Raw genomic sequence first — 25,307 nt, 5'->3', positions numbered from 1 at the left:
AAAATTGTTTCCTCAAAATTTATGACTAATGCACTTAACCACTCAATAGCGACGCTTAATCTTTCTTTTGAACGCGATATATTTTTACGTACATTAATCAGAGAATTATCTGGCACTTTACAGGACGTAGTTGGCTTAGAAGAAGCTTCTGGATTTATTAGCGTAGTTGGTGAAAGGATGGGTAGGCAGCTCAACCAAGATTACAAATCTGCCCTGGAAGTCTCCAACCTTTCTCGTAAGCAGGTAGCTGATGTCTTGGTTGATTTAAAAAGACGAATCCAGGGGGATTTTTATGTCATTGAGCAGAATGATCAAAAAATTGTCTTCGGCAATCGCGTCTGCCCATTTGGTGACAAAGTACTGAACCGCCCTGCCATGTGCATGATGACTTCAAACGTCTTTGGGACGATCGCAGCTAATAATCTGGGATATGCGAAAGTAGAATTGCAAGAGGCCATAGCACAGGGTTCTTCTGGATGTAGAGTTGTTATTTATTTAAAACTTACAGAAGAAGCAGAAGATGCAAAAGGTCGAGAATACTTTAGGGAACTAGAATCGGATAAAAACTTGAGTGCAGATATGTAAAGTAGAGTTGAACCCTGAAATTGGAAGCCCCATGACTCCTGAACAATTTCTTGAACTTGCCAGAGTTTTACCAGAACCTTTACTCCTGGTGAGTGGAAAGGGTCAGTTGTTAGCTACTAATCAACCAGTAGCAGATATGCTGGGGTTACGCCGTCAAGAACTGCGGGGAAGAATGCTCTTTGAACTTGTAACTGAGTCTACTAACGATGTTGTAAAGTACCTGCAAGCCTGTTCAAGTAGCAGGGCAATGGTTGTTGGCTCCTTAACTTTACGAAAAAATGATGGACAAACGTTAATATGTCGTAGTCAAGGAGCCGTTATTCAACCTTGGTCTCCTGAATCTTCAGCTTTAATTCTCTTACGCTTAGAAAATAGAACTTTAGCCAGCAGTAATTTCGTTCTCCTGAACAAGAAAATCGATGAGTTAGCAAAAGAAGTTCAGAGACGTAAACAAGCGGAAGAAGCACTCAATAGAGCAAATCAAGAGCTAGAAATTCGGGTTGAGGAACGTACAACTGCTTTACAAGAAACACTAAACGAACTGCAACTTACTCAAACTCAGCTTATCCAAGCTGAGAAAATGTTTAGTTTAGGACAGATGGTCGCTGGTATTGCCCATGAAATTAATAACCCCGTGAGTTTTATTTATGGGAACCTTCACCACGCCCATCAATACACTCAGGATTTACTGAAATTAGTGCAAATTTATCAACAATTTTGTCCAAATCCTCCTCCAGAAATCCAAGAGCAAATAGAAGAAATAGACTTACATTTTCTGATTCAAGATATAACTAAACTCTTCCAGTCAATGGCAGTAGGAACAGAACGCATTCAGGAAATTGTTAAATCACTACGTAACTTTTCCAGACTTGATGAAGCAGAACTTAAGCAAGTTAATATCCATGAAGGAATTGATAGTACTTTAATGATTTTGGATCATCGCCTGCAAGCTACACATGAGTACCCAGAAATAAAAGTCATTAAAAAATATAGTCAACTGCCAAATGTAACTTGTTTCCCTGGTCAACTCAACCAAGTGTTTATGAATATTCTTGCTAATGCGATCGATGCACTAAAGGCATCGGCGGCTAATGGTCAGGGGTCAGCAGTAAATCTACAAACTAATAACAATCAAACACTTACAAAGAATAATCCTCAAATTGAAATTAAAACTGAGGTAATCGATGAAAAATGGATAGCAGTTAGTATTGCTGATAATGGTTTAGGGATAAATGAACAAGTTCACTCAAAGTTATTTGATCCGTTTTTTACAACTAAAGCTGTGGGCAAAGGTACTGGACTAGGACTATATATAAGCTACCAGATTATAGTTGAAAAGCATAACGGACAAATTAGCTGTTTTTCTGTTCCAGGAAAAGGTGCAGAATTTGTAATTAAGATACCTATTAGCTCCTTCTCATAAAATTTTATTAGTATTTTTGCCAAAAATAAAGAGAACGTTCATTTATTAGTAATAGTTTTATTTCTAGCAATCTTATCTGAGTTGTGACAGCTAAAAGCTCTAACAAACGCCTGTCTGCTAATGAGCAAACAGGCGTGTCTTTAAGTACAAAGTTTGGTTGAGACTTAGTTAAATCTTAGCAGTAGAATCAATTGAGGGTTGAGACTTACTAACCGCATCTAACTTTGGTAAAAGCAGTAAATTTTGTGCTTTTACATTACTGTTGATTGTTGCTTGCAAAATTGGAGTATGGGAGATGGAATTGTTAGCCAATGTAAACAGTGGATTTGACAAAATACCTGCTATGGAAGTGGCAATTAATGTTACCACCAACCCGACCTGCAAAGGTTTCAGTCCAGGCAAATCCCAACGCACTTGTGGATAATTCTTCACCGCGTCGGACATTTCATGGGGTTCTTTAACTACCATCATCTTGACTACGCGAATGTAGTAGTAGATGGAGACGACGCTGGTAACTAAGCCCAGCAAGACTAACCAATAAAGACCTGCTTGCCAACCAGCCCAGAATAAGTAAATCTTGCCGAAAAACCCAGCCAATGGTGGAATACCACCCAAGGAAAGCAGGGAGATACTCAACCCCAGTGTTAGGAGTGGGTCTTTTTGATATAAGCCAGAGTACTCGGCAATCTGGTCGGTTCCCGTCCGTAGTGAAAACAGAATGATGCAGGTAAAGCCGCACAGGTTCATGAACAAGTAAACCAGTAGGTAAAATATCATACTGGCATACCCTGCCTGTGTCCCAGCAATCAAGCCAATCATCACAAACCCAGCTTGGGCAATGGATGAATAAGCTAGCATCCGTTTCATGCTGGTTTGAGCTAGGGCGACTACGTTACCCAAGATCATACTGAGAACGGCCAGAGCAGTGAAGACAAACCTCCACTCGTCAGCAACAAGAGGGAAGGCTGTTGTCAGCAAGCGGATGGCTAGGGCAAACCCAGCTGCTTTGGAACCGACAGATAAAAAGGCGATTACTGGGGTGGGAGCGCCTTCGTAAACGTCTGGTGTCCACTGGTGGAAGGGTGCAGCGGAGATTTTGAAGCCAATACCTGCGATCGCAAAAACCAGAGCAATCACTAAACCTAAAGATTGACCGACTTTAGCTATGGCAATGCCATTAGCGATCGCACTAAGTTCAGTTTGTCCTCCAGATAGTCCATACAGCAGTGATACACCGTACAAAAATATTGCCGTACTGGAAGCCCCAATCAACAAGTATTTCAGCGCCGCTTCATTGGAGCGCGGGTCACGCTTAGTATAACCTGTTAACAAGTAAGATGAAATACTCAGGGTTTCTAGGGAGATGAAAATCATCACCAACTCATTAGCCCCGGATAAAAACATTCCTCCTAATGTAGCACTCAGCAAAATAGCGATGAATTCGCCTAAAGCGGTGCCGCTCTGCTCAACGTAGCGAATTGACATCAGTATAGTCACAATCGCAGACAAGGCGATAATACCGCGAAAGACAATACTCAGGTCGTCACCGTTAAAGCCACCGCTAAAAGAGATGGGATTAGGAGCGTTCCATTGAAAATATAGGGCGATAATTGAAGCAAATAAACCTGCAATCGCTAGATATCCAATCCAGCGTGCAGATGTACGCCCCAAAATCAAATCAACAATCAAAACCCCCAAGAGGGTGAGAATAACAATCCCCTCTGGCAAAATCGTTCCAGCGTTTAGCTGGGATGCAATATTAGCAAAATCCATGAGATGTATAGGTTTTGGCGATTAGACATTCAGGCTAACTCTACGTTCACTCTAGCAAGTTTTCTAATCCCCGGACTAGCTCTTTTAACAAGAGCTTAACAGCTTGGATGCAGATGGCGATTGCACCAATTTCACTGGCTTACCAGCAGCTTTCTCAGTATTTAGGAATTTACCTAACAGCTTTCCTACCTCGTTTTTCAGGTGCGATCATCAGCGAATATCATCAATAATTATGCTGCAACCAGTGCGATAATTAGGTACAAAAAGCTTATAAAATTAATAAGGGCACAGCATTGCTGTGCCCCTACAATATTCATAATTCCTAAGTTTGTTAAAAAGCGACTGGTGGCAGCTTGCCTTGTAGCGACTGAAATTTAGACTGAACACAGTTTGCACAATTACAACCAAGTTGATTAATAATCCGATTGGATGTTTGAGTCAACTTTGGTGCTGCCAGATCAGGAATTTGTTGTGTAGATGCTACCGTTATAATTTGTGTAGCATAAGCAGATTTCAGACTGGATGCGTGTGCTGGATTGACTACCAGCAGCATGAATGCTAGAAGCGCAGGACAGGCAAGTAAAATCAGTTTGGCTATTTTCATAATTTACATAAACATACCTTTGCTGATACAGCATAGCCAATAAATTGCCCACCTTCAACTTTAAGTATTGATATTGCTTAACTATGCCCGAATCCTTGACCCCGCAAAACTTTTGACCAAATAACTAATTCGCCCTGTTCACCGCCTGCGGCCAGTAACTTGCCTTGGGGATGCCAAGCTAGGCTAGAAAATCCTCCTGAGACACCTGTGATAATTTGGGATACTTCCTTGGCTTGGTTCCACAAACACAACCAGCCGTCAGCAGCAGCAGAAGCGAGAAGGAAGCTTTTAGGTGCAAAGGCGATCGCATTGATCACATCCACATGATTTGTTAATACTCGCGCTTCCCAACCTAAGGAATCATCTTCTAGCTTTTCCCAGACCACAATACCTTCAACGCTGGAAGATGCCAGTATTGGCGCACCCACTTTCGTGGTAGCTTCTGACCATGCCAATTGGCGAATTTTACCAGGGAAGCCACGCATTACCCAAGGGTCGGGGTTGTTCCATTCCAAAACGGTGACACTACGATCCATATTGCCAGAAGCCAGGAATTTGCCATCGGGCGACCAAGCCATCGCTAAACTGACAGTAGTCATATCTAAGATGTATGGTTCTTCATCCCAGTTTTGACTATGCCAAATCTTGACTCCTTTATAACCACTAATGGCTAAATATTGTCCGTCAATGCGCCAATCTATACCCAATACTGAAGAGTTGTCGAAATTCAGCGTCACGACAATTTCATGAGTATCTGCATTCCAGACTTGGACGTAACGTCCTAAACTAAAAGCCAGTTGGTTACTGGTGTAATTCCAAGCTAGCTTGTCAACCCATGCAGGGGCATTTTCTAAAGTGGCGATTAATTCAGTATTCTGCCAAATTTTCACCTGTCCATCCTGTCCACCAACGGCTAAAAATTTACCATCTGGCGAAAAGGCCAGACAGTCTACTGATTTCCCGTTACCAGTTTGTAAGGTTGTGAGTTCGCCATCATTCCATAAAACTACTTCCCCGACGGCGGAAGTTGCTGCTAAAGTTTTACCTTGTGGCGACCAAGCGATCGCAGTTACATAATCTGAAAGTGTCCCCGAATAGTGTTGTTCAAATTCCTTAGATTTGCTGATTGTAGAGTTCATAATCTTTGCAAAAAAGTTAGGAGTTAGAAGTTAGGAGTTAGGAGTTTTGAATTTTTAACTTTTAACTCCTAACTCGCTTTTTAAGCTAAACAGGCGATAAAATCTTGCTTGAGTTGGGCTGCATCAAGATTGCGACCGATGAAGACTAGTTCATTTTTGGGAGTTTCACTTGGTTTCCAGGGGCGATCGGGTTTGCCATCAAATATCATATGCACTCCTTGAAACACAAATCGATTATTTTCTCCAGCAATATTTAAAATGCCTTTCATCCGAAAAATATCTGGGCCTTGGGTACGCAGTAACTCGGAAAGCCAAGCGTTTAATTTTTCTCCATCAACTGCACCTGCTTCTACTAAAGCCACAGAAAAGACAGTTTCATCGTGTACGTGGGCATCTTCGCCTAAGAAATCTGGATCAATTTCTAATGCACGGTCTAAATCAAAGGCTTTTACACCTAATAAAGCATCCATTCCTAGTTCAGAATTGCGGGTACGGTAGATTTTTGCGATCGCATTCATCGCCCGAATCCGTTTTTCTAATTCGTCCAACTCTTCTGACACGACTAAATCTGTTTTATTAAGTAAAATTACATCAGCAAAGGCAATCTGTTCTTGAGCTTCGTCTGCATCCCAGTGCTGCCAAATATGCTTGGCATCTACAACTGTCACTACCGCATCTAGAGACAGTTGGCTTTGCAAATCTTCATCTACAAAAAATGTCTGAATCACTGGTGCTGGATCGGCTAATCCAGTCGTTTCAATTACTAAATGGTCAAATTTATCGCGCCGCTTCATCAAGTTGCCAATGATCCGAATTAAATCGCCGCGCACTGTACAACAGATACAGCCATTGTTCATTTCAAAAATTTCTTCATCTGCATCGATAATCAATTGATTATCAATACCCACTTCCCCAAATTCATTGACAATCACAGCAACTTTTTTGCCGTGTTCGTAGGTGAGGATGTGATTTAGTAGAGTCGTTTTACCTGCTCCCAAATAGCCTGTAAGAACAGTAACGGGAACTGAATTGTTGATTACGTCAGCCACCATACTCTAAATTCCTCTTGTCTCACCTTGTGGATAATCATTATCACATATCATAAATCTTTTTAGATTTTTGTGCTAACTTGCTATTATTTTGGGTTTCAGCAAAATCATCACATAATTTAATCTAAAAACATTTTATTTTTATGCATCTGTAATAAGTCATAAATATTCACATATTGGGTAGCCTGACAGGAATATTGCATACAAGCAAAACTACTACTTTGGAGAACTCTTAGAGTAGCCACATAAACTTCTACAGACTTATCGAAAGTCGCAGGTAGTGGCTTGACAATGCCACATTCAGCTATGCTGTTTGTTCTTTGCAATTTCTATAAAAGATAAAAGTTGCAAAACTAATAAAGGCAATAGCTATAAATATCTGAGAATATGTCCCATTACTACGGTTATTCAAATTAACTCCAGGGATGATAGTCCAGTAACTATCGGCAATCGCAACTCCTTGCTTCTCTAACCACGTTCTCACTTCTCCTTCTCCACCCTCAGTCACAAATCCACTCACCGTTACTGTTTCACTTTTTGGATCTTTGTGAATATACTCTTCAATATCACCCTTCTCTAATGAAATAATCAAATGAACCGGGGTGTTCGACTGAGAATTCTCTCTCAATGCAATATAGACTCTGGGTATTCTATTGCCCTTTTGTGTTACTAACGCATTGGGATCTGGATAGCCTGAAATATTGGCATAAAAACTGTGTTCAGCAATTTTGCCGGAAGTTAGTTGAGCAATGCTAATTGTACCGATATCTTTACAGAATGATTGCGTTAATGTAATATTTAACATAATCAACCCGATAATTAAAATAATTAACGGCATGAGGGCATTTTTTAGAAGTCGGTTACTTGTCAAATCATCAATTACATTCCACTTAGCAGAAAATTCTTTATCTGGATTTTGACTTTGAACTCGATTGCGTAAATAAGTCCCTAACAATATAACTGGAAGATTAAGGCTCATTAAATTTATAGCTTCCCACTGTTTACCAAACAGACTCATCTGCATTTCTCCCAAAAATTTAACTGGGCCAGTATAGTGAAAGTCCCAATATATTGTCAGTGCAAGATACGCACAATACGCTAGAGATAAATATTTGAATTTCTGATTGTTACTCATGTTTAAAATTTTGATTTCCGCTCATTTTTTAACCTAAAAAAGATTAAATTGAGATCCGTACTCAAACGGAAATAGGGGCAGATATAGCAGTGCAATGTAGCGATCGCTAATTTCACACCATTTACTACATCACCCTGTAAAATTCAAAGCCTCTCTCCTTTTAAGAGAGAGGTCAGAGTATATTGCATACAAACGAGAAGCGCTATGTGATAATAATGAGCGCAAACAATAAAATTATACTTTGAGGGATAAGTGAGGATTTAATTTTCTGAGGATAACAAAAAATCTTGAACTGCTTCTAAAACAACTGCTGGGTATTCTTCATGAAGTCCCAGAGAACCAGGAATAACAACGCTTCTCACTCCTGGTAAGGCTACCAAAGCATTCATTTCTTCTCGTGATTTGGGAGGGCTGGATTCCCCAATTACTACCATGAGCGGTACGGTTAAAGACTGCACAAGTTCCAAAAAAGCAGATTGTTCGTGTACAGCATCGAGATTACCAGTTACAAAGGCAGCAGATGCAAATCGCGCTCCTGGTTGTTGAGTCGTGTGCCACTTTTTCTCAATGAAACTGGGTGTAATTTTAGCCGCGTCAGTAAAGACATGACGGCGGTACATAAAACTTAAGAAAGATTGAGTAGTGTTGAGTTTGTAGAGAGCTTGACCAAGTATAGGCGATCGCACCAATTCTCTCACCATACCAGCTATTTGCTGACTTGCTCCCATTGTCGGCAAAGGCCCACGCCAAGTAGGAGCTAACAACACAATCCGTGAAAAAGCAGCCTGCTGTTTGACAGCTAATTGTAAAACATAACTAGCAGCATGACCAGCCGCTACCACAGTAATAGGAGTATTAAAAACAGCTTTGACAAAATCTTCCAGAAATTGCTGATATATTTCCGGTCGGTAATTCAAACTAGGGCGAGAAGATTCACCAAATCCAGGCCAGTCTACGGCTACAAGTTGAAAATTGGGAGCTAGTAACCTGGCAAGTTCGCCCATTTCCAAACGCGTCGAAACACTGCTGAAAGCTGGTAGTAGCAATAGCGGTGAACCTTTACCGAGGGTTTCATAAACAACGCGCAATTGCTGGTTTTCCCAATTCCAGAGATATTCTTCAACTACTCCACCAAAGCCAGTAGCAGCAGAGGTAGATAATAAATTTGTTGACATTAGATTAAATTTTGGTAGTTGTACCTTATTTGTCATTTGTCATTTGTCCTTTACTAATGACCAATGACCAATGACTAATGACTAATTTTAGATTCCAACGCTTTTTTTTGCATGGTTTTGAAAATGTTGTAAAATCCATTAGCGCGGGAAGGTGTCAGGCTAACATTTAAACCTGTTTCTTGAATAAAATCTGGGGTAAGTTGGACAATCTCACTTGGTGTTAATCCATGTAATCCTTCAACCAAAAGCCCTACTAATCCTTTGGTTAATTGGGAATCGGAATCGCCCTGAAACACAACCTTATCGTCATCCAAAGCTGCGGTGATATAAACTTGAGACACGCAACCAGGAACTTTATTTTCGGGTAATTTATCAGCTTCTGGGAACTCATTAAGCTTCTGAGCATACCAGATTAGCTGTTCGTAGCGTCGCTTCGGTTCGGAAGCGCGTTGAAAGCGCTGGACAATTTTAGCGAGCGCAGGTGGCAAAGAATCTAGAGTTGAGGACATAACAGAAGCTGCAAACGATCGGTCTTACCTTGAGTGTAAATTATCTGGAGAGGGATGCCTACGGCGGGCTGCGCCTACGCGCCTCCCCTTTACTAAGGCATATCAGCTAGCTATAATATGTTAAATCTAGACAATTAGTGCGATCGCATTCGTATCAACCAGATTTTTTTTTCTGTCTAAATTACAAAAACTTAATTTTTTATAAGTAAAAAATATAATTACTTGGTAGCGAATTCTTTGCATACCTCTACGCCCCTAGAGCGTTTAAATTTAACCCTCAATTCTCCACGATTTAGCAATGCGATGCTTACGGCGGCCTGCGCCTACGCACTTATAAAATTAGCTGCAATTAGCCTTCAACTAAGCAGCTAGGTAATAATTAAAAATTAAAAATCAAAAAAAATTCTGATTTTTAATTTTTAATTTCTCTCCCTTAAGGATTAATTCGTAGTTTGTGCAGCTAACATCTGCTTCAGCTTTTCTAATTCCGAAGCCCAACGAGGATCTGGACGAATAGCGTCTGAATCGGTAGTCGTGGTGCTTTCACGAGAACCACCGCCACCGCTACCGCCACCGCCACGACGAGGCTTCTTAGAGCCTTTCTCGCGACGGCTACCTTCTTTGTTAGGGGTAGGAGTGGGGGTGCTACTAGCAAGATTAACTGCTTTAGGAGCTTGCTCCTCGCCCTCATCACCCTTTGTTCTAGGTAATGCCTTCTCTAGCTTAATGGCAGTGTCTTTGAACATCTGACCATTATACTTTTCAATGATTTCGTCAGCTTGTTCGTCGTTATTGACCGTAAGAAAACCGAAACCACGGCATTTGCCAGTTTTGCGGTCTTTAATTAATTTAGTAGTTACAGCATCACCTTCTGCTGCAAAAACTGCTTGCAGATCTTGACGATCTATTTCTTCTTTAGGCAAATTACCTATATATAGGCGAACGGACATGAACTATACCTCCAGAGTTGAATGAACATGGCAAGGCAAGAAAACAATTACTTGGCTTTGGCTTTTAAATAGATGCTATTAACCAAGACTGCCATCAACCAATTTTTTTGCTCGAAACTGTCAACCTTTACAACAATACAGTTTTTCGTCGGGATCAAGCTTGTTTAATCCAAAGGCTCACACTATGGTGAGCTAATAACACCTTAATTCTAAGAATTGTAAATTTAATAGCCTATTGCCTGCTAAAGTACACGCTTTCTTACATGCCCTTTTTCGCAGAATCAAATACCATTCCTTACATTACCACGGTATTTTCTACGTAGCTAGTTAAGCGCATACATTTCCGACGTTAGTAATATTTCATCGTAACATAAAACATATTTTTTTAGTCAAGGGAGCATATTTAGAAACAAAAACCAGCCAGTGGCTGGTTTATTTGCTGCTGTGTTGGGAGGATAAAAGGTATGAAGTGGGGGAAAAAGCATCCGAATTCAGAACTAAGCGGTGATGCTGAGTTACGTCGGTTGCTCTGGTTTGTGTAAATAAATGTAACACTTTGAAAGAAAAACTGCAACATTTGTTTACATTCCGATTTTTCTTTTGTTTTTTGTCCTTTGCTAACGACCAATGACCAATGACTAACCAGTAAGAAAAACGTATGCGCCCCAAGCTTGTGCTGCAACTGCCAAAAAAATAGACCAAATCGGATGAGGGCTATGAATGGTTTTACCACTTTGAGTTTCCAGGGTTTGGATATCGATCCAAGGTGTTGCTCCTCGTCGGAACCAACCTGTGACGATAATTTGCCGACCGATCAAATCCTGGTGATTGACTGACTGTCCTAGCCAAGAAATGTGGTGTAACTTCACCAAGCCCGCACTGGATTCGAGGATTAAATCTTGCGCTAGGGAGTTGCTAGTGCCTTGACGACCTAATAGTTTGCCTACAATCCGCACGCTGATGCTGTCAATGGGTAAGGCAGAAGGGTCAGATAACAGGTTGGGTAGGCAGTCGTCAGTTTGCACGGTGGCAGGTTTAATATCGGGGAAGAAAGAATTAATCCGCATCACTGTACCGATGCTAAAGCCAATCAGAAGGCAGCCTGTAATGAAAGACCAATCTTCATATATCCACTTTAGATTTAAAAACTTGAGTGTGAATGCTAGTTGCCAGGTTAGCCAGACCAAAGCTGCAAACACAACCCCTAGAGGAATTCCCAACCAGGGAGCGATTTGTAATAAGAAAGACTGACGCTTAACCTTTGATGGAACGCTTGCAAAATGTAATTCGGTGTCTAGATGCCAGTGACGGGCTATTTGGCAGAGGCGTTCGATGCGATCGCCCATCAAAGGATGGCTATTATTAATCGTAAACCATCGGCAATAGGGATTGGCATTATCCCACTTTAAAAAGGATTCAAAAGATAAATTACTGGCAATAGTGCCCAAAGATAAGCTCTGTTGGTGACTGACTGGTGTCAGGAGATTTAAGCTTTCTAATTGCCAACTGGTGTGTTCTTGTTTTTGGATATCAGCTGCAATTCCAATAGCAATTTTGAGTAAAGCGCGAATCAGGGCATTGGGATTACCAGTAATTTCAGCAGCGACGCGATCGCTATAATAAAGCCGCAACCGCGACAACCACAATGCAGTCCCAGTCAGCAAACACCAAATTCCATAAACGAGACTAGCCAGAATTGTCAGCGGCCAGCGCCAAATTCCTGATATTTTGTTACCCAACTCCGACACTTGCTGATATAGCTTATAAGTTGGTAGTGTCACCAGTAGCAACAAAGACATCACAGCAAAATCCCAGTGAGCAACATGCCCTAGCTGCGTGGCGTAGATAGAGGCGATTTCATCATCTGCCAGTTGCTCTAATAGCCCCTGACTCACAACAATCCTGGCATTACGTGGTAAACTACCATAGGTCAGGATAATTGGTGCAGCCATTGGTAAAATCCGCAGTTTAGGTAACGGCCAGTGCCGCTGTTGGCAACAACGTTGTAGCACCCGAACTGCTTCACGGCTATGGGCATTCAATACATCTTTAGAAAATTCTCGCTGACCATACAAGTTCGTCAGTAGCAGATCCAGCAACCAAGGTGATACTCCGATCAAAATCACCAATACTATTAGCAACAATTGAGTAGGGTCGCGGTATAAAAGCTGCACTGGCTCCAAATAGGGAAGTTTGACTAAAGTCTGGTTGATCAATCCCAGTGCTAACTTGAGCATTTCCCGCATCACCCAAAACAGGGCGATGAATGTTCCTGCTGACAGCAGCCGCAAAGGTATTAATTTCGGTTTACGTAGGGGTTGCCATGCTTTGGCACGTTGTGCTTGCCGCCAATAAATAACGCCGAATAATTTGGCTTGGGTGCGGGTAACAGACCCCATGAAGCCGCTTAGGGGCGCAGCAGGTGGTGATGGTGTTGCTACTGTAGCTTTGAGTCTACCTAGTGGCACCATCGCCGGGGTGTCGTCGCTCTTGGTTTCTATTACTTGATCTTTTGGCTTTTCCTCTAATGTAGGAGTCACCGGGGGAGTAACTGCGGGAGAATCTGGGGTTGAATTCTCAAAAGCAACAAATCCAGTTTCGACATTTTTTGATTCTTGATCAGGTTTTTTACGTTTTGTCAGGTGTTCGAGAGCGCGTGTTGCCCACTCTTGAACTTGCGGATTGTTACTCTCAATGAGATTCTGGGAAATAGCGATCGCTTTGGAGGCTTCGCCAGTGCGAGCATAAGCCATCACTAAACCAACCTGGGCTTGTAAGCTAGCAGTCGCATTGCTTTGGCTGCTAGCAATCGGTTCTAGTTGAGCGATCGCTGTTTGGTAATTTCCCTGCTTGAGGGCAACTAAACCAGCCTCCAAAGACGATTTGGCATGTGAAGGCATACAAATTCTGGCACTCCAATCTCTTCTAGGTGATCCACGTTTGTGCAAAAGCGCGAACCTCGGATGCCGTGGAACTCAACCGCGCCCAGTTAGAGCCACATCAAGTGAATTATTCCTCCACTGGTTGTTGACTAGAAAATACTGGGGCAATCGCGCTTAATTTTAACTCTGGATGGTCGCCCAATAACTGTTGACAATTCCATTCATTGCGGAATAGCAACACTGGGCGTCCCATACTGTCTTTAACTGTAGTGGTATTGAATATCCGTCCCACCTGTTCTAATGCTTCCCAACCACCTTCAACCCAACGGGCTACACTGTAGGGCAATAACTCTAATATGGTTTCTACGCCATATTCATTTTGTAAGCGAAACTGCACTACCTCGAATTGCAACTGACCCACCGCCGCCAAAATTGGATCGCGCTTGGCTTCATCAGTTGAATACATAATTTGCACAGCACCTTCTTCTCGCAATTCTGCAACACCTTTTTGGAATTGTTTAGACTTCGAGGGGTTGGGATTTCTCAGAGACGCAAACAGTTCCGGCGAAAAATACGGAATCCCCTCATATTCGAGCTTTTGTCCCGTGTAAATTGTATCCCCGATCGCAAAAACACCAGGATTGTTTAAACCGATCACATCGCCAGGGTAAGCCACATCAATCGATTCTCGCTCTTGGGCAAAAAGTTTTTGCGGGCGAGACAGACGGATGAGTTTACCAATGCGGGCGTGATTCACCATCATATCTTTTTCAAACTTACCAGTGCAGACCCGGATAAATGCAACGCGATCGCGGTGCTTCGGGTCCATGTTCGCTTGCAGTTTGAAGACAAACCCCGAAAACTCTGGGTATGTAGGGGGAACTTCGCCAACACTGCTGTAGTGAGAACCGGGTTTTAGGGCATAGTCGAGGAAGTACTTGAGGAATAACTCTACCCCAAAGTTGGTCATAGCGCTACCAAAGAACACAGGCGTCATTTTACCGAGGTGTACCAACTGCAAATCTAGCTCTGGCCCAACTCCTTCTAACAGTTCTAAATCATTCTTCAGTTGGTAGTAAAGGTCTTGTTCTAGCTGCTCTTCTATTCTCGGATCGCCTAATTCCACTGTTGTATCGCGGGCTTCTCGGCTACCGTGGGCGCTGCGTTCAAACAGGTGAATTTGTTGCATATGTCGGTCAAAAACACCTTTAAAGCGATCGCCCATCCCAATTGGCCAGTTTACCGCATAGGTTTGCAATCCCAATTCTTGCTCAATTTCATCCAACAGTTCCAGAGGTTCCCTACCTGGGCGATCAAGTTTGTTGATAAATGTAAAAATCGGAATCCCCCGCAACTTACACACTTCAAACAATTTGCGCGTTTGGGGTTCCAAACCTTTTGCCGCATCAATCAACATCACAGCATTATCGGCGGCGGCGAGGGTGCGATAAGTATCTTCACTGAAGTCTTGGTGTCCTGGAGTATCCAATAAATTTATTTGACAGTCCCGGTATTCAAATTGCAACACTGTGGAGGTAATGGAAATACCCCGTTGTTGCTCCATAGCCATCCAGTCCGAGGTAGCTTTGCGCTGTGCCCGTCGCGCTTTGACCGCCCCAGCTTCGTGAATTGCACCTCCGTATAGCAGTAGCTTTTCTGTTAGTGTAGTTTTACCTGCATCAGGGTGAGATATAATCGCAAAGTTGCGGCGAAGTTCAACCGCTTGAAGAAGTTCAGACTGAAGTTCAGTAGACATAAGTGTATTTGTTTGTTAATTAGCTTAATTTTTTTTGACTCTGGCAAGTCTTTTAATCTTAAGACAACGATGCTCGTGATAGGGTCGTAATATAATCAACAATCTGACTAAATAGGAGAAAGCAATGTACAACACAGACAAGCGAAAGCTTCTATCTGCCTTGTCTCATGGAGCAATTTTTTTTAGTACAACGTTGGTATCTGTAGGTATACCTATCGCCATACTGTTTGTATCTGACGATCCTGTTGTTAAAGAAAACGCCAAAGAATCCATCAATTTCCACTTTAATGTCTGGCTTTATGGAGGAATTCTGGGAGCGCTGTTTTTTCTATTCGGTTGGTTAGTCTTACCTCTATTATTGCTGGGACCACTAGCCGGTTTGGGATATCTATTGCATTGGGGATTAACAATTTGGGCACTCATCGGAGTTTTCAACAATCCTGATATACCCTTCCGTTATCCCTACATTTTCCGAGTTTTTTAGCAGAAATTATGGTATTCGGTAATTAAAAATTACCAACTTCAGAAAAATGTTTTCCCCATTAGCCAATTTCTGTAATTGATTTAGTGGAATTTGCTATCTATGTTGTTTTTTTTCTAGTCCGTCGGATAGATGCAACCAAGCTGTAAAATACAAAATTGCCCCACAGCTTGATTAAGAGTAGGGCAAAGGACAGTTAAGCACTGTTTGTAGTCTGTCTGACGGCAGGAAAGTTTTAACCTGCTTTTGTGACGCTTTGTTTTGTGTCCATTTGCGTTGTTTTTTGTTATAAAATTTTATGTTTCCTATACATCGCCCCCGTCGTCTGCGTACTCATCCCCAACTGCGCCGGATGGTTCGTGAAACTGTTTTGACAACAAGCGATTTAATTTACCCACTATTTGCCGTACCAGGTGAGGGAATCGCTAATGAGGTGAAATCAATGCCTGGAGTCTACCAACTTTCGGTAGATAAAATTGTCGAAGAGGCAAAAGAAGTTTATCACTTAGGAATTCCTTCGATTATTCTATTTGGTATTCCGGCTGATAAAGATGTGGATGCCACTGGCGCTTGGCATGATTGCGGTATCGTTCAAAAAGCGGCGACTGCGGTAAAAGCAGCAGTGCCAGATTTGATTGTAATTGCTGATACTTGTTTATGTGAGTATACTAGCCACGGTCATTGTGGTTATCTGCAAGTTGGTGATTTAACAGGACGAGTTTTAAATGACCCAACTCTGGAATTGTTGAAAAAAACAGCGGTTTCTCAAGCGAAAGCCGGTGCTGATATCATCGCGCCTTCGGGAATGATGGATGGCTTTGTCCAAGCAATTCGTGTAGGTTTGGATGAAGCTGGATTTCAAGACACGCCGATTATGTCTTATGCTGCTAAGTATGCTTCGGGTTATTATGGGCCATTTCGGGATGCAGCAGACTCGACACCGCAATTTGGGGACAGAAGAACTTATCAAATGGACCCAGGTAATGCCCGCGAAGCCCTTAAAGAAATTGAACTGGATATTGCTGAAGGTGCTGATATGCTTATGGTTAAGCCAGCCTTGGCATACATGGACATAATCTGGCGGGTGAAGGAAGCTAGTAACTTACCAGTTGCAGCTTACAATGTTTCTGGTGAGTATGCGATGGTGAAAGCTGCGGCTCTGAATGGTTGGATTGATGAGGAGCGGGTGGTTATGGAAACTTTAACTGGGTTTAAACGGGCTGGCGCAGACTTGATTTTGACTTATCATGCCAAAGATGCGGCGCGATGGTTAAAGTAAGCTAGGCTTATTAAATAATAATTTAGTGTAAAGTCTCACGCAGGCAGAAGTCTAAGCGCCGACTTCCGGCGCTTAGACTTCTGTGGATGCAAACCTATCCAAATTGACTCTACAACTCACAAATCAAAATCTCACCTTCACTTTAGCCTTGGGTAAATCTTTTCCTCTTCTTGGTAAGGAGAGGGATGTCCGTTAGGACTCTTTAAGGTTTTTCAAGATTTTTGTAGGACTTACGCAAAAACTCTCTGAAACTCTTATTTCTCTGTGCCCTCTGCGTACTCTGTGGTTCGATTTTCCATTATCTGTGCGTAAGTCCTGTTTTGGATAATTCAATGACTTGTGTGTACACTGTAGTCTCCTAGTAGGGGAGGGGCTGCTCTTGAGAGGTCATGCAGGAATCACAACTAATTTACCGGAGATGATATTAGTTGTCTGCCAATAGAGCAACAATTAGGGTTATGAAGTAGAAAAAGAGTGCGTAGATGCGTAGTGGCTTGTCGTAAGATATCGCACTCTTTTTGGTTATCAACGCCAAGTTATAAAATATTGTTGGAGGGTTGCGAAAGCTTAAGCTTGCTTTCGTAGTCTTTCTAGGTTCTGTTGATGCAACTCTGGGAAGTTTTCTAAATCATCTATTGACTGTGGTGCAGGAAAGATTACAGCGTCTTCACAGGTGAATCGATCTAAATAAGTTTGAAAAGCTTGATCATCTTCTCTGTGGTCAAGAATATATTGACGCAATTGGGCACGGGGCATTGTCATAAAATCTAGCTTACTCATACATATCTCCATTTCCCGTCTAGGTAAATTATAATTTCATTTTCTTCACCAGCAAGAATTACAATGTTTTTTGTTCGTTCATCGATTCGCACTAAAAACACAGGTAAATATATTTTAGTAGCTCAAAAACTTAAGATAAACAACGTTTTCAATTGTTCTACAGTAGGCATATTTAAATTATTGCTACAACAGATTTTTTACTCTAGTGTGACTTCAGTTAAGTTGGTATCTTTCAAATGGAAAATTTTTTCAAATACATTTTATACATTTATTCTAAGTTTTATTACATAAAAAAACTTAGCCGCATTTGCCAGACGATAAGGCGATCGCTCATAAAACCTCTAAAATCTAAATTATTAAATAGCTTTGATATAGTTATGGCAATTACTCGCTCTGTACTAGGGGCGGTTCATGCAAACAAACAATCTCTAACTAGTGCGATCGCTCACGGTATTTGCGACAGCAGCACGATAAAATTCTAAAACCATAATCGTACTAAAAGGTCTAAATGGCAGAAACATTATTCTTCAACGCCTTACGGGAAGCCATTGATGAAGAAATGGCGCGTGACTCCAGCGTATTCGTTCTCGGTGAAGATGTCGGACACTACGGCGGTTCCTACAAAGTTACCAAAGACCTGTACCAAAAATATGGCGAACTCCGCATTCTAGACACGCCAATTGCCGAAAACAGCTTTACTGGAATGGCAGTGGGAGCAGCGATGACTGGGTTGCGTCCCATAATCGAAGGCATGAATATGGGCTTTTTACTGCTCGCCTTCAACCAAATATCCAATAACGCTGGGATGCTGCGCTATACTTCTGGCGGTAATTTTAAAATTCCGATGGTAATTCGCGGTCCTGGGGGTGTCGGACGGCAGCTAGGTGCAGAACATTCCCAGCGACTAGAAACTTACTTCCAGGCTGTACCAGGGTTGAAGATTGTTGCTTGCTCCACACCAAGAAACGCTAAAGGACTACTAAAATCTGCTATCCGTGATGATAACCCGGTGTTATTCTTTGAACACGTTCTACTTTACAACTTGAAAGAAGATTTACCAGAAGAAGAATATTTACTACCCCTAGATAAAGCAGAAGTTGTGCGCCCAGGAAAAGATGTCACAATTATCACTTATTCCCGGATGCGCCATCATGTGCTGCAAGCGGTAAAAACACTTGATAAACAAGGTTACGATCCAGAAGTTATTGATTTAATCTCCCTCAAACCATTAGATTTTGATACTATTGGTGCATCAGTACGTAAAACCCATAAAGTTATTGTGGTGGAAGAATCCATGCGAACTGCGGGTATTGGAGCAGAAGTCATCGCCTCAATAAATGATCGCTTATTTGATGAATTAGATGCGCCAGTACTACGACTTTCTTCCCAAGATATCCCCACGCCTTACAACGGCAATCTGGAACGACTAACAATCATCCAACCAGAGCAAATAGTGGAAGCTGTGGAAAAAATGGTAGCTTTGCGAGTCTAAAAATTGGGGACTGGGCACTAGGGATAAGGAGAATAATTCATGACGGTAGTTGCTCCACTTAGGGAAACTTCTACAGCCCTTCTCAAGACAGGAGACGCTGTTCGCGTTTGGGCATCCTACGGCAGGCGCTAGCCTCTCACGAATGGAAGAAGACCGCACTGCCTCTCCAATGCCCAATCCCTGATCCCCGGTATCCGATATTTACTCATAACTCCATAAAAGAGCGCTATTATAGCCTTTGTCAGTTGCGAGTTATGGTATGCAAAGACAGCGATCGCTATTAATCTTGATTTTAGTCTTGGTAATTGCCGCCATTGCGGTGATTACCACAATTTCGATTCCCTTAGGACTGGACTTGCGCGGAGGCTCACAGCTCACAATTCAAGTGAAAACAACACCGGAGATAAAGCAAATCACCGAACGCGAATTGGAAGCCGTGAAAAAAGTAGTTGAAGGTCGCATTAACGGTCTTGGCGTTTCTGAACCAGTGGTGCAAACTGTAGGAAACAACCAAATTTTAGTACAGTTACCGGGAGTGAGCGATCCACAGCAAGCTGAACGGGTTCTAGGAGGTACAGCGCAGTTAGAATTTCGCACGCAAAAGCCTGGTACAGAAACCCAACTGTTTGCTTTCCAAAGATCACGAGCTGAATTAAAAGTAAAGCAACAAGATTTGAGAAAGAGTAACGATCAGGCAGCAATTGTCAAAAATCAGCAAGATTTGCAAAAAAATAATCAAGCGATCACCGAATTGTTTGAAAGCACAAACCCCCCACTCACAGGGAAATTCCTCAAAAATGCAGCCGGTGAACCCACTCAAGGCAACAATTGGAATGTTGCCATTCGCTTCGACCAAAAGGGTGGTGAACTGTTTGCCGAATTGACGAAAAAACTTGCCGGTACAGGACGCAGCATTGGCATTTTTCTAGACAATGAACTGATCAGCGCTCCGACTGTAGGACCAGAATTTGCTGCTAGTGGTATTAGTGGTGGTGCTGCTGTGATTACAGGTAGGTTTACCGCACAAGAAGCTAACAACTTAGGTGTGCAGCTACGGGGAGGTGCTTTACCCGTACCAGTGCAAATCGTCGAAAACCGCACTGTTGGAGCAACTTTAGGTAAAGATAGTATTCAACGCAGTATTTACGCTGGTAGTGGCGGATTGCTGTTAGTATTGATTTTCATGTTAGTTTACTACCGACTACCAGGCTTAATTGCCGACTTTGCTTTGATTATCTATGCGCTATTGACCTATGCCACCTTCGCTTTGCTAGGCGTTACATTAACTCTCCCCGGTATTGCTGGGTTTATCCTCAGTATCGGCATGGCAGTTGATGCTAACGTATTGATTTTTGAGCGCACCCGTGAAGAACTACGCGCTGGTAAAACTTTGTATCGTTCTGTAGAGGCAGGATTCTACCGAGCTTGGTCTAGCATTTTAGACAGTCATGTCACATCATTAATTTCTTGTGCAGCACTGTTTTTCTTAGGAGCAGGTTTAGTTAAAGGCTTTGCTTTGACATTGGCGCTAGGGTTAGGAGTGAATTTGTTTACTGCCATTACTTGTAGTCGCACACTGCTATTCCTATCATTGCAATTTCCCAACTTGCGTAAGCCAGAGTTGTTTTGTCCCAATCTCTCAACGTCAATTAAGTCTGGTGCAGAGGTGCAGTCATGAAATTGAGTGTCGTCAAACAGCGGGGACTTTGGTGGGCAATTTCTGCCACCTTAATAATCATTAGCATCGTGGCAATGGTGATTTCTTGGCAACAACTAGGCGCACCGCTACGTCCCAGTTTAGATTTTGTTGGTGGTACGCGACTACAATTTGAACGCGATTGTACACAACCAAACAACTGCACTCAACCAATTGAAACCTCTGACGTGAGGGAAGTAGTTGACGCTCAGAAGCTAAATAATAGTAGCATCCAAGTTGTTGGTAAAAACCAACAGGGAATATCTATTCGTACAAAGACATTAGATGTTGAGCAACGCACTCAGTTGCAAACAGCTTTGAGTCAAAAACTTGGAGCCTTTGACCCGAAAGCCACCCAAATTGACACCGTTGGTCCGACACTTGGTCGTCAACTATTTTCTCAAGGGTTATTAGCTCTAGTTGTCTCCTTCGCTGCGATCGTTATTTATTTGAGTGTACGGTTCCAGCTGGACTATGCTGTAATCGCAATTATTGCCTTGTTCCATGATGTTTTGATTACGCTGGGTGTTTTCTCCATCTTGGGATTAGTAGCAGGTATTGAAGTTGATAGCCTTTTCGTCGTTGCTATTTTGACTATTACTGGTTTCTCGGTAACAGATACCGTGGTCATTTACGATCGCATTCGGGAAATACTGAAACTACATCCTAACGATCGCATTGACAAAGTTGTCGATGATGCAATCAATCAAACTTTAACGCGATCAATTAATACCACGTTTACTGTTTTACTAACATTATTTTCCCTATTCCTATTTGGCGGCGAAACCCTGAGAAACTTTTCTCTGGCTTTGATTATTGGCTTCACCATGGGCGCTTATTCAAGTATTTTCATTGCTGGTTCTCTTTTAGCTTGGTGGCGAGAGCGCAAAAGTCAATCCCAGGTGGGAAATACCGCTGAACCGATTGATACATCTGCCAGTTCCCAGGATAGTTAAACTTGTGTGTATTTCACAATTGAGTTAAAGCATTTTGAATTGCTTATCTATGCTTTGCAATTTTATCCCCCTATGGATCAACCGGAAGAACCATTAACTACTGCCCCAGACTTTGAGAAATCTGACCCATTGTTTGCTCAACAAGTCCAAAGGTTACATCAGCTGACAGTATATGGCAGGTGGCTATTTGTCGCCTGTTTGTGGCTCACTATTGCGCCTGTTTCCTTGTGGGGTCTACGTGCAGAAATTTCTCTGTGGCAACAATATTTTACCTGGGTAGCAGTGAGATATGGACTCTTCTACCATCCACTGTCTACCTTGGGTTTAGCCTTTTGTATCGGGATGACCGCTGCTGTTTTAGTTTGGCAAAGCCGAAATATCTTACTCGGACTACCACAGCAGGAAAGACAACGTTTAGAAAAACAAGTTTATCTGATACGTCAACAGGGAGCAACTCATCCTCTGTGGAAGTGGGTTTGTCATTAATTTTTCTTTCTCGTTGACATATACACATACACGTACAGCAATTTCTAGCAAAATATGAATTAACCATACAAAGATATTGCCAAAAGTGGATGCCATACATGAATAAGTCTCAGATTCAATTTAGCGAACATATCCGCTACGCTGGAGGCGAACGCAAATTTGAAATTGACCTTTACCAACTCCAAGAACTGTTAAACGTTTCAGCTTTTTGGGCAAAAGGTCGCAGTATTGATGATTTAGGCATAGCTATTGCCAATAGTGAGCCAGTAATTTCCGTCAGCGATCGCGATCAACTCATTGGCTTTGCGAGGGCAACATCTGATGGTATATATCGCGCCACGATTTGGGATGTTGTCATTCATCCAGAATATCAAAGTAGTGGGCTGGGAAGCAATTTAGTGAAAACCGTTTTGAGTCATCCTCGCATGAGGTGGGTTGAGCGCGTTTACCTGATGACTACTTACCAGCAGGGTTTCTACGAAAAGATTGGTTTTCAACCCAACACCACCACTACGATGGTGTTACACAACCTAGCTAACCTTGCTCTGGTTCCTGCTACAGAAGATCAGCTTCAGTAATTACTACGGGGATAGAGATTTGTAGTCTGGTAAGCTGCTGAGGTAGTTCCTTTGCAATGGTCGAGGGCAAGATTTCCAGCTTTCCTCCCATAACTTCCATTAAAGTCTGATTGATTAATAGCCTCATTCCTGGAGAAAGAGCAGTCTTATTTTGGTCAATCTGGGTCGGCTGGTCTTCAGATTTAATCAAATCAATCGGCTCGCTCCAAGGTATGGCATGGGTTGGTACATCCAGCCAAATGTTTACAAAATTATTTGTAGGTAGGGTGCTGCTGGAAATACAGATGCTGCCTTCCTCCATTTGAGTAATGGCAGTGTCTATTAAACTTATCAATATTTGGCGGAGCCAGAGGTAATCTGCCAAAACATAAATTTCTGGATCGGCGGGTAACAATTGCAAGGGAAAATTGCGATTTGCCGCCAGTATATAAGTTAAGTTATGAACCTCCTGTAAAATTTGGGCTAACGGTCTGGGCTGAATATCTAATTTATTGGTACCATGTTCAGTTCTGGCAACGCTGAGAATTTCATCCATCAGCTTGAGCAGCTTCAACGTTCGCTCTTGAGCTTGGGCAATAAATTCTCGTTCTTCAGCTGGATCTTCACACAAATCTGACAAAATTAACTGATGCAAGCCAATCAGACCATTAAGGGGCGATCGCAATTCATGGCTAGTCCGTGCCAAAAAACCAGCCTTAAACTGGCTCATTTCCCTTGCCATTTGGTATGCCAGCTGCGTTTGCTGTAGCTGTTGCGATATTGGTAGCATATCCTCTTGAACTAATGGCGCTACTGGGGATGAGCTAGATGAAACCTTTGACGATGCCTGCGGCGGGCGTAGCCATCGCACAAAGAACTGACGGAAAACCATACCTAGTGCTATTCCTGCTCCTAGATATATCCAGTTGCTCCAATTCATAATCTGGCAATTATTAACTTGTTAATTAACCACAACAGCGCAAACTAAAGTTCCAAATTTCTCTATTGTTAAAATCAGGAAAACAATATTATAGCTACTTATATCTAGTTATCACTTGATAAATCTAACTTGATCGCACCTTGCCGCAAAATTTGCCAATTTATCCCTGTCCATTTAGCAACGGTAGAAGGTACACCCAGCCCTGGTATTTCACCCTGGTATTCTGTTGTTGCTAAAGTCAGAACCTTGGGAAACTGAACCTCAATTTCTGCCATCGTTTGCAAAGGCGGCTGACCAGAAAAATTGGCGCTAGTAGTAGCAAGAGGGCCTGTTTGCGCCAAAATAGTTTGGGCGATCGCACTGTTTGGGACTCGGATACCAATTGTTGTCGGATCAATGGGGTTCATAACTTTTGGCACACGCTCACTCGCTGGCAAAACTAACGTCAGCCCTCCTGGCCAATATTTATCTGCTAGTTCTTGCCAAACTTTATACTCGTTCTCACTACCTTTGACATACAGCCACAAATCTTCAGCACTAGCCGCCATCAAAATCAAAGGTTTGTCTTGACTGCGTTGCTTCGCCGCAAAAATTAATCCTGCTTTTTCTGGTATAGCTGCAAGTGCAGGAACAGTATCCGTGGGAAAACTCACCAAAAGACCAGCGCGTGCGCCAGCTATTAGATTTGTTAAGGAAACTTGTGTCATGTTTACGAAGTTAGGAGTTAAGAATTTCATAACTCCTAACTCATAACTTATCACTCCTAACTTTTATAGGCCAGGGCAAAGCGTTCAATTCCAGCTAAATCCGCGTGAATTTGAATCTTACAATAGCTACCTTGATTTTGCAAAAGTTCTCGCACTGCATCCGCCTGTCCTGCCATCATCTCAACCAGCCACACACCACCCGATCGCAAATAACTAGGAGAGATTTTTATCAAATGGCGGATGCAATCTAAGCCATCAGCGCCACCATCCAGAGCTAGATGTGGTTCATGGTTAACTACTTCTGGTTGCAGGGTAGGTAAGGTACTGGTGGGTATGTAAGGGGGATTCGACACCATACCACTGAACTGACCTTTGAGGAATGCCAGTGGCTCCCACCAAGAACCTTGATAAAATTTAATCCGGTCGGCAAAACCCAAATTATCGGCGTTGGCTTGGGCGATCGCCAGAGCTTCTAAACTGTAATCAACTGCATGAATTGTTGCTTTTGGCAAGACATCTGCTAGTCCCAAAGCGATCGCTCCACTCCCAGTCCCTAAATCCGCCCAGTGTCCTGAAGTATTGCTAGCAGATGCTTTAGCTAAATCAATTAAGCACTCTGTCTCTGGTCTGGGAATCAAAACCGCACTCGACACCACAATTTTAAACTGACGCCAAGGTGTAATTCCCGCAATGTACTGCACTGGTAAGCGTTCATTTAATCGTCTCTGCCACAGTTGGTCTAATTCTTCTAGAGGCAATTGCAGCTGAATTTGCGGCCAGTTTTTGAAAGACTCCAAACGCAGTGCCAAGCGGTCTAACCCAGCTACTTGTTGGAGCAGCCAATCTACCTCCATTGGTGAGACATGAGTGGCTGCTGCGGCTTTAAGAGCTGCATTCCGCCACTGCCAAAGTTGTAAACCAGAAACTATCAAATGTTTCTCCCCCATGCCTCA

General features: G+C 42.5%; 24 protein-coding genes. 9 read left to right on the top strand and 15 right to left on the bottom strand.

What is annotated here, in order from left to right; genetic code table 11:
* Positions 1-21 precede the first annotated feature (21 nt).
* Both V7L29_RS23655 and V7L29_RS23650 read left to right on the top strand, forming a co-directional pair.
* Complete coding sequence (locus V7L29_RS23655; RefSeq protein ID WP_334693277.1) at positions 22-585, top strand: methanogen output domain 1-containing protein; 564 nt, start codon at positions 22-24, stop codon at positions 583-585.
* Between the two features lie 31 nt (positions 586-616).
* On the top strand, positions 617-2,008 hold the full coding sequence (locus V7L29_RS23650) for an ATP-binding protein (protein WP_334736975.1): 1,392 nt from the start codon (positions 617-619) through the stop codon (positions 2,006-2,008).
* Between the two features lie 168 nt (positions 2,009-2,176).
* Here the strand turns inward: V7L29_RS23650 and V7L29_RS23645 are convergent, their stop codons facing one another.
* The 10 genes from V7L29_RS23645 to prfC form a co-directional block, all read right to left on the bottom strand.
* Positions 2,177-3,781: an NAD(P)H-quinone oxidoreductase subunit N gene (locus V7L29_RS23645; protein ID WP_334693279.1), complete on the bottom strand. Its 1,605-nt coding sequence runs from the start codon at positions 3,779-3,781 to the stop codon at positions 2,177-2,179.
* 331 nt (positions 3,782-4,112) lie between these two features.
* Positions 4,113-4,385: a hypothetical protein gene (locus V7L29_RS23640; protein ID WP_334736974.1), complete on the bottom strand. Its 273-nt coding sequence runs from the start codon at positions 4,383-4,385 to the stop codon at positions 4,113-4,115.
* 77 nt (positions 4,386-4,462) lie between these two features.
* Entirely contained in the window at positions 4,463-5,524 is a 1,062-nt protein-coding gene (locus tag V7L29_RS23635; protein ID WP_334693281.1) for a WD40 repeat domain-containing protein, read from the bottom strand.
* 80 nt (positions 5,525-5,604) lie between these two features.
* The gene (locus V7L29_RS23630; RefSeq protein ID WP_334736973.1) at positions 5,605-6,576 is read right to left on the bottom strand and encodes a CobW family GTP-binding protein; all 972 of its coding nucleotides are present in this window, start codon (positions 6,574-6,576) and stop codon (positions 5,605-5,607) included.
* A 301-nt stretch (positions 6,577-6,877) separates the two neighbouring features.
* Positions 6,878-7,708 carry a hypothetical protein gene (locus V7L29_RS23625; RefSeq protein WP_334693283.1) on the bottom strand — a complete coding sequence of 277 codons (831 nt, stop codon included), beginning with the start codon at positions 7,706-7,708 and terminating at the stop codon, positions 6,878-6,880.
* Positions 7,709-7,968: 260 nt separating this feature from the next.
* Positions 7,969-8,883, bottom strand: a complete 915-nt coding sequence (locus tag V7L29_RS23620) for an alpha/beta fold hydrolase (RefSeq protein ID WP_334693284.1) — start codon at positions 8,881-8,883, stop codon at positions 7,969-7,971.
* A 74-nt stretch (positions 8,884-8,957) separates the two neighbouring features.
* Positions 8,958-9,392: a SufE family protein gene (locus tag V7L29_RS23615; RefSeq protein ID WP_334693285.1), complete on the bottom strand. Its 435-nt coding sequence runs from the start codon at positions 9,390-9,392 to the stop codon at positions 8,958-8,960.
* A gap of 440 nt (positions 9,393-9,832) precedes the next feature.
* Complete coding sequence (locus V7L29_RS23610) at positions 9,833-10,342, bottom strand: RNA recognition motif domain-containing protein (protein ID WP_334693286.1); 510 nt, start codon at positions 10,340-10,342, stop codon at positions 9,833-9,835.
* 638 nt (positions 10,343-10,980) lie between these two features.
* Entirely contained in the window at positions 10,981-13,242 is a 2,262-nt protein-coding gene (locus tag V7L29_RS23605; RefSeq protein WP_334736972.1) for a M48 family metalloprotease, read from the bottom strand.
* Positions 13,243-13,351: 109 nt separating this feature from the next.
* Positions 13,352-14,980 carry a peptide chain release factor 3 gene (gene prfC / locus V7L29_RS23600; protein ID WP_334693288.1) on the bottom strand — a complete coding sequence of 543 codons (1,629 nt, stop codon included), beginning with the start codon at positions 14,978-14,980 and terminating at the stop codon, positions 13,352-13,354.
* Positions 14,981-15,104: 124 nt separating this feature from the next.
* On the opposite strand from prfC, the gene V7L29_RS23595 reads away from it, so the two are divergent.
* Positions 15,105-15,464, top strand: a complete 360-nt coding sequence (locus V7L29_RS23595; RefSeq protein WP_334736971.1) for a DUF4870 domain-containing protein — start codon at positions 15,105-15,107, stop codon at positions 15,462-15,464.
* A gap of 295 nt (positions 15,465-15,759) precedes the next feature.
* Complete coding sequence (gene hemB / locus V7L29_RS23590) at positions 15,760-16,740, top strand: porphobilinogen synthase (RefSeq protein ID WP_334736970.1); 981 nt, start codon at positions 15,760-15,762, stop codon at positions 16,738-16,740.
* 567 nt (positions 16,741-17,307) lie between these two features.
* On the opposite strand, the gene V7L29_RS23585 is transcribed toward hemB, so the two are convergent.
* Entirely contained in the window at positions 17,308-17,520 is a 213-nt protein-coding gene (locus V7L29_RS23585) for a DUF6887 family protein (RefSeq protein ID WP_334736969.1), read from the bottom strand.
* Positions 17,517-17,633: a DUF6888 family protein gene (locus V7L29_RS35595; protein WP_442944244.1), complete on the bottom strand. Its 117-nt coding sequence runs from the start codon at positions 17,631-17,633 to the stop codon at positions 17,517-17,519. The genes V7L29_RS23585 and V7L29_RS35595 overlap by 4 nt, the downstream gene beginning before the upstream one ends.
* 395 nt (positions 17,634-18,028) lie before the next feature.
* Between V7L29_RS35595 and V7L29_RS23580 the strand changes: the two genes are divergently transcribed.
* From V7L29_RS23580 to V7L29_RS23560, 5 genes are all read left to right on the top strand, one after another.
* Positions 18,029-19,012, top strand: coding sequence for an alpha-ketoacid dehydrogenase subunit beta (locus tag V7L29_RS23580; RefSeq protein WP_334736968.1), 984 nt, complete (start codon positions 18,029-18,031; stop codon positions 19,010-19,012).
* A 259-nt stretch (positions 19,013-19,271) separates the two neighbouring features.
* Positions 19,272-20,690: a protein translocase subunit SecD gene (gene secD, locus V7L29_RS23575; protein WP_334693338.1), complete on the top strand. Its 1,419-nt coding sequence runs from the start codon at positions 19,272-19,274 to the stop codon at positions 20,688-20,690.
* Positions 20,687-21,664: a protein translocase subunit SecF gene (gene secF, locus V7L29_RS23570; protein ID WP_334736967.1), complete on the top strand. Its 978-nt coding sequence runs from the start codon at positions 20,687-20,689 to the stop codon at positions 21,662-21,664. Before secD ends, secF begins: the two co-directional genes overlap by 4 nt.
* Positions 21,665-21,736: 72 nt before the next feature.
* Positions 21,737-22,150 carry a hypothetical protein gene (locus V7L29_RS23565; RefSeq protein ID WP_334693339.1) on the top strand — a complete coding sequence of 138 codons (414 nt, stop codon included), beginning with the start codon at positions 21,737-21,739 and terminating at the stop codon, positions 22,148-22,150.
* A 98-nt stretch (positions 22,151-22,248) separates the two neighbouring features.
* Positions 22,249-22,728 carry a GNAT family N-acetyltransferase gene (locus V7L29_RS23560; RefSeq protein ID WP_334736966.1) on the top strand — a complete coding sequence of 160 codons (480 nt, stop codon included), beginning with the start codon at positions 22,249-22,251 and terminating at the stop codon, positions 22,726-22,728.
* Here the strand turns inward: V7L29_RS23560 and V7L29_RS23555 are convergent.
* The 3 genes from V7L29_RS23555 to prmC form a co-directional block, all read right to left on the bottom strand.
* Positions 22,706-23,647 carry a sensor histidine kinase gene (locus V7L29_RS23555; RefSeq protein WP_334736965.1) on the bottom strand — a complete coding sequence of 314 codons (942 nt, stop codon included), beginning with the start codon at positions 23,645-23,647 and terminating at the stop codon, positions 22,706-22,708. The genes V7L29_RS23560 and V7L29_RS23555 overlap by 23 nt on opposite strands.
* Before the next feature lie 104 nt (positions 23,648-23,751).
* Positions 23,752-24,354, bottom strand: coding sequence for an L-threonylcarbamoyladenylate synthase (locus V7L29_RS23550; protein ID WP_334736989.1), 603 nt, complete (start codon positions 24,352-24,354; stop codon positions 23,752-23,754).
* A gap of 56 nt (positions 24,355-24,410) precedes the next feature.
* Positions 24,411-25,301 carry a peptide chain release factor N(5)-glutamine methyltransferase gene (gene prmC / locus V7L29_RS23545; RefSeq protein WP_334693297.1) on the bottom strand — a complete coding sequence of 297 codons (891 nt, stop codon included), beginning with the start codon at positions 25,299-25,301 and terminating at the stop codon, positions 24,411-24,413.
* Between the last annotated feature and the right edge of the window lie 6 nt (positions 25,302-25,307).

Origin of the sequence: Nostoc sp., assembly GCF_036916575.1 — a bacterium.
Taxonomy (GTDB): domain Bacteria; phylum Cyanobacteriota; class Cyanobacteriia; order Cyanobacteriales; family Nostocaceae; genus Nostoc.
This window is presented reverse-complemented; position numbering and strand designations above follow the sequence as displayed.

Bases quoted from the DNA above. Each gene is read 5' to 3' on its own strand.
- V7L29_RS23655 (WP_334693277.1), top strand. From the start codon at position 22: ATGACTAATGCACTTAACCACTCAATAGCGACGCTTAATCTTTCTTTT.
- V7L29_RS23650 (WP_334736975.1), top strand. From the start codon at position 617: ATGACTCCTGAACAATTTCTTGAACTTGCCAGAGTTTTACCAGAACCT.
- V7L29_RS23645 (WP_334693279.1), bottom strand. From the start codon at position 3,781: ATGGATTTTGCTAATATTGCATCCCAGCTAAACGCTGGAACGATTTTG.
- V7L29_RS23640 (WP_334736974.1), bottom strand. From the start codon at position 4,385: ATGAAAATAGCCAAACTGATTTTACTTGCCTGTCCTGCGCTTCTAGCA.
- V7L29_RS23635 (WP_334693281.1), bottom strand. From the start codon at position 5,524: ATGAACTCTACAATCAGCAAATCTAAGGAATTTGAACAACACTATTCG.
- V7L29_RS23630 (WP_334736973.1), bottom strand. From the start codon at position 6,576: ATGGTGGCTGACGTAATCAACAATTCAGTTCCCGTTACTGTTCTTACA.
- V7L29_RS23625 (WP_334693283.1), bottom strand. From the start codon at position 7,708: ATGAGTAACAATCAGAAATTCAAATATTTATCTCTAGCGTATTGTGCG.
- V7L29_RS23620 (WP_334693284.1), bottom strand. From the start codon at position 8,883: ATGTCAACAAATTTATTATCTACCTCTGCTGCTACTGGCTTTGGTGGA.
- V7L29_RS23615 (WP_334693285.1), bottom strand. From the start codon at position 9,392: ATGTCCTCAACTCTAGATTCTTTGCCACCTGCGCTCGCTAAAATTGTC.
- V7L29_RS23610 (WP_334693286.1), bottom strand. From the start codon at position 10,342: ATGTCCGTTCGCCTATATATAGGTAATTTGCCTAAAGAAGAAATAGAT.
- V7L29_RS23605 (WP_334736972.1), bottom strand. From the start codon at position 13,242: ATGCCTTCACATGCCAAATCGTCTTTGGAGGCTGGTTTAGTTGCCCTC.
- prfC (WP_334693288.1), bottom strand. From the start codon at position 14,980: ATGTCTACTGAACTTCAGTCTGAACTTCTTCAAGCGGTTGAACTTCGC.
- V7L29_RS23595 (WP_334736971.1), top strand. From the start codon at position 15,105: ATGTACAACACAGACAAGCGAAAGCTTCTATCTGCCTTGTCTCATGGA.
- hemB (WP_334736970.1), top strand. From the start codon at position 15,760: ATGTTTCCTATACATCGCCCCCGTCGTCTGCGTACTCATCCCCAACTG.
- V7L29_RS23585 (WP_334736969.1), bottom strand. From the start codon at position 17,520: ATGAGTAAGCTAGATTTTATGACAATGCCCCGTGCCCAATTGCGTCAA.
- V7L29_RS23580 (WP_334736968.1), top strand. From the start codon at position 18,029: ATGGCAGAAACATTATTCTTCAACGCCTTACGGGAAGCCATTGATGAA.
- secD (WP_334693338.1), top strand. From the start codon at position 19,272: ATGCAAAGACAGCGATCGCTATTAATCTTGATTTTAGTCTTGGTAATT.
- secF (WP_334736967.1), top strand. From the start codon at position 20,687: ATGAAATTGAGTGTCGTCAAACAGCGGGGACTTTGGTGGGCAATTTCT.
- V7L29_RS23565 (WP_334693339.1), top strand. From the start codon at position 21,737: ATGGATCAACCGGAAGAACCATTAACTACTGCCCCAGACTTTGAGAAA.
- V7L29_RS23560 (WP_334736966.1), top strand. From the start codon at position 22,249: ATGAATAAGTCTCAGATTCAATTTAGCGAACATATCCGCTACGCTGGA.
- V7L29_RS23555 (WP_334736965.1), bottom strand. From the start codon at position 23,647: ATGAATTGGAGCAACTGGATATATCTAGGAGCAGGAATAGCACTAGGT.
- V7L29_RS23550 (WP_334736989.1), bottom strand. From the start codon at position 24,354: ATGACACAAGTTTCCTTAACAAATCTAATAGCTGGCGCACGCGCTGGT.
- prmC (WP_334693297.1), bottom strand. From the start codon at position 25,301: ATGGGGGAGAAACATTTGATAGTTTCTGGTTTACAACTTTGGCAGTGG.